At 69.8% G+C, this 6945-nt stretch carries 7 protein-coding genes and 1 pseudogene; 5 read left to right on the top strand and 3 right to left on the bottom strand.

Features of this window, described 5'->3' with window-relative positions:
- Positions 1–222: pseudogene (locus ABZX61_RS62315) on the top strand (transcriptional regulator); the annotation flags it as partial.
- A gap of 460 nt (positions 223–682) precedes the next feature.
- Here the strand turns inward: ABZX61_RS62315 and ABZX61_RS62310 are convergent.
- The 3 genes from ABZX61_RS62310 to ABZX61_RS62300 all read right to left on the bottom strand — a co-directional run bounded on the left by ABZX61_RS62310 (position 683) and on the right by ABZX61_RS62300 (position 2580).
- On the bottom strand, positions 683–928 hold the full coding sequence (locus ABZX61_RS62310) for a hypothetical protein (protein WP_355211854.1): 246 nt from the start codon (positions 926–928) through the stop codon (positions 683–685).
- 314 nt (positions 929–1242) lie between these two features.
- Positions 1243–1893 carry an NAD(P)H-binding protein gene (locus ABZX61_RS62305; protein WP_355211851.1) on the bottom strand — a complete coding sequence of 217 codons (651 nt, stop codon included), beginning with the start codon at positions 1891–1893 and terminating at the stop codon, positions 1243–1245.
- 45 nt (positions 1894–1938) lie between these two features.
- On the bottom strand, positions 1939–2580 hold the full coding sequence (locus ABZX61_RS62300) for a DsbA family protein (RefSeq protein ID WP_355211848.1): 642 nt from the start codon (positions 2578–2580) through the stop codon (positions 1939–1941).
- 139 nt (positions 2581–2719) lie between these two features.
- Between ABZX61_RS62300 and ABZX61_RS62295 the strand changes: the two genes are divergently transcribed.
- From ABZX61_RS62295 to ABZX61_RS62280, 4 genes are all read left to right on the top strand, one after another.
- Complete coding sequence (locus ABZX61_RS62295) at positions 2720–3637, top strand: helix-turn-helix domain-containing protein (protein ID WP_355211846.1); 918 nt, start codon at positions 2720–2722, stop codon at positions 3635–3637.
- A 165-nt stretch (positions 3638–3802) separates the two neighbouring features.
- Positions 3803–4390, top strand: coding sequence for an HD domain-containing protein (locus ABZX61_RS62290; protein ID WP_355211843.1), 588 nt, complete (start codon positions 3803–3805; stop codon positions 4388–4390).
- Positions 4391–4717: 327 nt separating this feature from the next.
- Positions 4718–5263: a hypothetical protein gene (locus ABZX61_RS62285; RefSeq protein ID WP_355211840.1), complete on the top strand. Its 546-nt coding sequence runs from the start codon at positions 4718–4720 to the stop codon at positions 5261–5263.
- A 378-nt stretch (positions 5264–5641) separates the two neighbouring features.
- Positions 5642–6937, top strand: coding sequence for a HAMP domain-containing sensor histidine kinase (locus tag ABZX61_RS62280; protein ID WP_355211837.1), 1296 nt, complete (start codon positions 5642–5644; stop codon positions 6935–6937).
- Positions 6938–6945 lie beyond the last annotated feature (8 nt).

Raw genomic sequence — 6945 nt, 5'->3', positions numbered from 1 at the left:
GAGTACCACCTGACCGTCAAAGGCACCGAACTGATCGACCTGCTCATGGTCATGGCCGGCTGGGGCGACAAATGGCTCGCCGGCCAGGCCGGACCGCCCGTGCTCTACCGCCACCACGCATGCGGCGAGATCAGCCGTACCGACCTGCGCTGCGCCCACTGCGGCCAGCCGATGCACGCCGGCGACGTCGACCTGCTACCAGGCCCAGGAGCGGCCACGTGATCGAGACCGGCTCCACAGCTCGCCGGGAGGCACATGCCCTTCCGTGCGACGAGGTAGGGCCGGCAACAGCACGAACACGTCCACGGACACCGGCGACGACGACAGAGGGAGCACCGCGGGACCGAGCCACCGCCTCGGTTCCGGCCCGCGGCGCAGTCCGATCAATGATCATGATTGCGCTCCTTCCGGTTGCCGAAAAGTCTCGCGGCTCCGCAGCTCGACCGGCAGATGCCGATGTGGACTGTCATCGGTGATGAATGCCATCGCGAGTTCGGTGATATTTGCATCTGTTCCCGGAGGCCCGCCGCCGCAAGGCGGCCCGGGTATCCAGTCGGGAAAAGCCGCGCACTCATGGGTCGGCTGCAGGGCGACGGCGAGCGGGTACGGGTGGAGGCCGGCCCGGCGCCGGTGACGCCTGATCTGCGAAAAGGAAGAGTCTACGCCCTCGCGAAGGGGCAGGTCACCGTCGATGACCCGGTGGTCTCAGGACGACCTGTGGCTGCTTCAGCGCGGCCACCACGTCCGCGCGCTCGTCCGCCGGGTCGATGAGCGCTCCGAGGGGCTCGCCGGACTCGGGGCGCAGATCGTGGAAGGCGACGTCCTCGACGAGTTCAGAACCATCCTCGAGAACCGCGGCGCGTCGGAACACCTCATCCAGCACCTTCTCGCCGTCGCGGTCGAATACCGCAACGGCATCTTCGCTCAATCACAGCTTGTCCAGCCCCTAGGAAGCCCCACACGGAAGCGGTGCCCCGTGCCCTGGAGTTCGGTGAGGGCTGCGGCGGGGATCTTCGGCGAGCCGGATCTCTGGGGGGCGACCTTTGTCGTGGTTGCCCGCGGCGAACGGCTATCTGCCATCACTCGGCGGTTGGGCCGCCGCGGGGAACTTCGCGGCAACGGAAGCATCGGCGATGTCGTCCAGGCGGGCATCCCACACCGATCGTTGTGCGTAGTTCCCCGCGTTGCCAGGCCGGAGGCCGCAAGAGCCGTGGCGGGCCGAAAAGGCTGTGCGCCTGTCGGTCAGTAGCCGACGGTGAAGCGCCGCCCGCGGTGCCTGGGCTGCTCGATCTCGTCGACGAGGGCGACCGCGTAGTCCTCCACGGTGATGGTGCTGTTGCCGTCGTCGTCGGTGATGAGGTCGTCCAGGGCGGTGCGGTAGCTGCCGGTGCGGGTGCCGGGCTCGATCATGGCCGCGGGGCTGATGTTGGTCCAGTCGACGTCGGCGACGGTCCGGTAGTAGTCGAGGGCGTCGCCGTGGGCGTGCATGATCTGCAGCAGGAAGTCGGGCAGGCCCGGGGCGTCCCACACCTGCTTGCCGTCGGGGGTGCGCAGGGACCCGGCGCCGCCAACGGTGATCAGGCGGGGTGCCTGCCCGCCGAGGGTCCGCAGTCCTTCGGTGAGGGTGACGGCGGCAGGCTTGATGGTGGCGGTGTGGCCGGGGCCGTCACCGCCGCCGACAGCGCTGACGACGACGTCGCCGCCCTTCGCGGCGGCGGCGACCGACTGGGCGTCGAGAACGTCGCCGGTGGTGACGGTCAGGTTCGCGTGGTGTTCGGTGACCTTGGCGGGGTCGCGGACGACGGCGGTGACGGTGTGGCCGCGGTCGAGGGCCTCGCGGACGATGGCGGAGCCGATGGTGCCGTTGGCGCCGAAGACAGCGATGTTCGTCATGGCAGTGCTTTCCTTTGTGATCTGTTGTGGTGGTTCGGGGGGTGGTCAGGCGGAGGTGGGGGCCATGTGCCGGTCGAGGGCCTCGGTGAGCTGGAGGGCGCTGGAGATCGGCCCGCCGAGCCGGTGGATGCCGGTGGGGGTGTGCAGGAGCAGGGTCGGGTAGGCGTCGACGCCGAGCCGGCGCAGTTCCCGGAAGCCGTCTTCGGCTTCGGTGCGGGTGGCCGGGTCGAGGATGGCTTCGGCGACGGCGTCGGCGTCGAGGCCGTGCCCGGCGGCGATGGACCGGTACACGTCGAGGTCGGAGAGGCTGTGGCCGTCGACGCACCAGGCGCGCTGGAGTGCGCTCGCCAGTTCCAGGACGCGTCCGGGAGCCTGGCGGCTCAACGCGACCAGGCCGACGGCGGCGTCGGTGGAGTCCAGCACCAGGGTCCCCTTGGCCAGGGCGTGCTTGTAGCCCTCCCCGAAGGTGACCCCGGTGGCGGCGGCGATGCGCCGGCTGGCGGCCGGGATGTGCGGGTATGCCGCCACGGGCAGGGCGCGCGGGCCGGAGAAGAGACCCCCGGACAACACCCGCAGATCGATACGGTCCGCGTTGCCAGCGGCGAACTGCCGCAGCGCCGGGCCCAAGCCGTAGCACCAGCCGCAGTAGGCGTCGAACGCGTACGTCAGACGGAAACGGTCTGTCATTCGGGCCTCCTGACATTGGTAGAAGTCAGTCATCGATATCGGCCGGGAGCTGCGACGTCCTTGCCGCCGCATATGCTCTCGACTGAGTTCAAACATAGGAGTCGCGAAAGGTTCCGCCCAGGTACGGTGAGGTCTCGTCGTGGTGAAAAACGGACAGGAAGCGATCCCGGAGATCCAGTACGTCCCGCCGGCGGCCGGCGCGGTCGGTGTCGAAGTGATGCCGATCGCCGAGCTGCGCCGCCGCCTGCATCGCCACAGCGGGACGGAAGGCGCCCGGGACGCCGAGGGAGCGGGCCGCGCACAGCGCCCGGATTTCCACCTGCTCCTCACGGTGGAACAGGGGCTGCTGTGGCACATGATCGACTTCGCCGACTACGCCGCCACCGACCGCACCTGGCTGTGGGTCCGCCCCGGCCAGGTACAGCGCTTCGGCGACCTCAGCGCGGCGACCGGCACTGTGGTGCTGTTCCAGCCCGACTTCCTCGACCCCGCCACCGCCGCCGACGTCCGCCTCGACGACCCCTTCGGACGTACCCTGTGGCAGATCACCGCAGAGGACGCCCCCGCCCTGCACCGGGCCCTCGACCACCTCGCCCACGAATACGGCACCACCCACATGCCGGCCCCCACCCGCTCCGCCATCCTCCAGCGGCTGCTCGCCGTGCTCCTGCTGCGCCTGACCCACTTGACCGCACCCGTGGGCACCCTGCCCGCCGAGCACGCGGAGACCTTCCAGCGCTTCCGCGCCGCCGTCGAAACCGGCTTCACGCAGGCCCGCGACGTCGGACACTACGCACGTGCCCTCGGATACTCGCCGCGCACCCTGACCCGGGCCGCGCTCGCCGCGGCCGGCGTCGGCGCCAAGGAGTTCATCGACCGTCGCGTCGTGCTGGAGGCCAAACGCCTCCTCGCCCACGGCGAAGAACCCGTCGCGGGCATCGGGGCCCGCCTCGGCTTCCTCGACGCCAGCAATTTCGTCAAGTACTTCGTCCAGCGCACCGGCACCACACCAGCCACCTTCCGTAGCCGGTACCGCCCGGCCCGGGCCGCCCGCTGAAGCCGCCAGACATGCCTTCAAGCGGTGCCGTCCACCAAGAACGAGGCGCGGTGCGCTCCCTGGGCGCGATCAATCACGCAGCACACACCGGGCATGACCCGATCCTGGCGATGCATGGCACTCGGGCCTCTTCTCGTTCTTGCTCCGCCCTCATACGTTCGGCGCATGAACGACATATTCGCCCTGCCCACGGGGCCGCTAGCGGATGCGAGCCTCGCCCTCGTACAGAAGACGGAGAGCGCGCCGATCGCCGACCACAGCATCCGCAGCTTCCTGTTCGCCCGCCTGCTGGCCGAACAGGAAGGCTGCCTGAACGATGCGGCTTACGACGAGAACCTGCTCTTCGCCGCCTGCGTGATGCACGATCTGGGGCTGGGCACCCTCGCGGCCGGCCAGGCCCGGTTCGAAGTGGAAGGCGCCGATCTGGCGGCATCCGTGCTGACCGAGCACGGCATCGCCGCAGCGGACGTCGACCGGGTGTGGGAAGCGATTGCCCTGCACTCCTCCCTGGGCATTGCCGACCGGCGCGGACTGCTGACCTACCTGACGCACAAGGGTGTCTTCACCGACGGCGGCGTCTTCACCGACCTCGGCGCCGCGATGCTCCAGCAGGTCTACGCCGCATACCCCCGACCCGCCGACGACCGCTCTGTCTCGGACGCGATCGTCGAGCATGCCTCCCGATCCCGGGCCGCGGCACCGCCGTACTCGATCGCAGCCGAGTTGCTGCGCCGGCGGCAGGCCGGAGCGTGACCTCTGAGAGTCATCAACCTCGCGGGGCAGCAGCGGCCGGTTCTTCATCCGCCGCCGCGACAGCGCACCGCGGCGAGCACCGCCGCCCGACCGGGGCCGGCTTCTCCCGCTCGGCCGGCTCAACGACGTGCTGCGGCGAGGCGGAATTCCGATGTTCGTACGGTGCATCGCTTGCCGTACAGCGTATCGCTTCCTTCACCCGGTGGTGTGAATGGGCTCCCTCGCACGAGGGAGGCGCGCCATCGGCCCTTGACGGGAGCCTTGCTGTGTCACGGAGGTTCGACGTCGGGAGGGCGTGTGGCTGCTTCGCTGCGGGTTCGGAGGGCGGTGTATCTGCTGTTGTGCGGGCTCCTGCCGTGGGCGGGGGTGAAGACGGTGTGGACTCTGGGCGGTGATGCCCTTGGGGTGAGCGGGGAGGCCTGGCTGCGGGGGGTCGAGAGCGATGGGGATGCCGTCTATCAGGCGCTGGCTGCTGTTGGCATTGACCTGACGGTGCTGGCGGCGCTGCTTGGCGTGTTTCTCGCTCTTGGGCTGGTGCATCGGTGGGGAATGGTCTTTCCGAGGTGGACCCTGTTTCTCGCCGGGCAGCGGGTGCCCGCCTTGCTGCCCCTGGTCCCGGCCTGTGGGGTGGGGCTGTGCCTCGGCGTGTACGGGGTTGTGCTGCTGGTCATGGCGCCGCTCAGCGTCGTCGGGGTGATTCCGCGGTTCGCGCCACCGGCGCCCTTCACCAGCAGCGGGGACGTGACGTGGATGATCTTGTTTGGCGGGCTGGCCTTCGGAGGGCTCGGGGGTGCTCTCGTCGTGGGAGCGTGGTCCTACGGACGGCGTGTGTCTGCGGCGAAGCGGGCCGCCGTGGGACCGGACGTGCCCTGAGGCTGCCCCGCCGCAACTCCCGTCCTGGTCCGCCGCGCCACGCCCGGCAAAGACGTGCCCGCCGACCGGCGTACGCCCATGAAACGGCTGCCGTCGATCGGCGGCGGGTCGAGCACGGCGGGCTCGTTTCATCGCGGGACTCGGCGGTGCAGCGCGGCCCTGCTCGGCGTCGTGATGGTCATCACCGGCGCCAGCCGGCGGCGTAGGAAGCGGCGGGCGGAGGGGAAAGCCCATGAGCAGGCCGTGCCCATCCGCGGAGACTTGGCCGAGGCTTTCCCCCAGCATTGTCCTGGTCCAGGACTGTTTCACTACTTTGGGGGTGTGGGCAGCTATTTGTCGAAATTGCGCCCGCGGTCGATTCGCGGGCGGCTCACGATCTTGAGCGTCGTCTGCACGCTGCTGGTCCTCGTACCCCTTGCCCTGATGATGAGCAAGATGATCTCAGAGGCGATCGCCGATGTGGCATGGCAGGACACGCAGCAACAGGCGGTGCTGGCGGCGGCCGCCGTACGCGCGGGTGTCCTGCCTCGCACGGTCAAGCCGTCGGTCCCCGGGGTCGATCTGTTGCAGGTCGTGAGTCCCAGCGGGCATGTGCTCGCGGCGTCCCCGACGGCCAGCGGCGAGCCGATGGCGAAGCTGGTGCCCTCTTCCGGCGGTTCGATGGAGAACAGCCAGACCTGCGCCAACCCCGCGCCAGGCTGCCTGCGCATCACCGCGCTCCGGGTGGACGGGCCCGGGTCCCCGATCGTCTACGCCGCCCGGCGCACCACGACGCTGACGTCCACCACGTTCGTCGACTCCATCGTGGCGGCGCAGGCCGCCATCCTGGTCGCCGGCGTCGGGTGGATCGCATGGGAGGTCACCGGGCGCATCCTGCGACCCGTGGAGGCCGTCCGGTCCCAGCTCGCCACGATCACCCTCAACCATCTGAGCGATCGCATCACTGAGCCGAAAGGCGACGACGAGATCGCCAAGCTGATCCATACGCTCAATCAGACGCTGCTGCGGCTGGAGCGGGCCACCTACGAACAGCGGCGGTTCGTGGCCGACGCCTCGCACGAGCTGCGCACCCCGCTGGCCGGGCTGCGCGTCAAGCTGGAGGAGGCCCAGATACATCCGCAGGGCCGGGACGTGGATGGGCTGCTCACCGAGACCTTGGGCGACGTCGACCGGCTGCAGGCGATCATGGGGGATCTGCTCATGCTCGCCGGGCTCGGATCCAGCACATCCGCGGCGCGCGAGAAGGTGGACCTGGGGGACCTGACCCGTACGGAACTGGGCCGGCGCGCCGATCGGATCCCGGTCCGGGCGAGCCTGGCGGAAGGTGTCACGGTGCAGGGGGTGTCCACCCAGCTCACCCGCGTGCTGACGAACCTGCTGGACAACGCCCAGCGACATGCCCGCGAAAAGATCGAGGTCGAGGTGCACCGCGATGGGGGGCAGGCCATCATGGCGGTCGGCGACGACGGTCCGGGGATCCCCGAGGAAGATCGCGAGCGGGTCTTCGAACGGTTCACCCGGCTGGACACGGCCCGCAGCCGCGGGCATGGCGGCACCGGCCTGGGCCTGGCGATCGTCTCCGACGTCGTACGCTCCCATTCGGGAACCATCGCCGTCCTGGACTCCGCCTACGGCGGCGCCTGCTTCGAGGTGCGCCTTCCCCTTGCGCCTTAGCGCCGCCT

The organism is Nonomuraea sp. NPDC003709, assembly GCF_040610775.1.
In the GTDB taxonomy this organism is placed as follows: domain Bacteria; phylum Actinomycetota; class Actinomycetes; order Streptosporangiales; family Streptosporangiaceae; genus Nonomuraea; species Nonomuraea angiospora_A.
The sequence above is the reverse complement of the archived record's forward strand: the minus strand, read 5'-3'. Positions and strand labels throughout refer to the sequence as shown.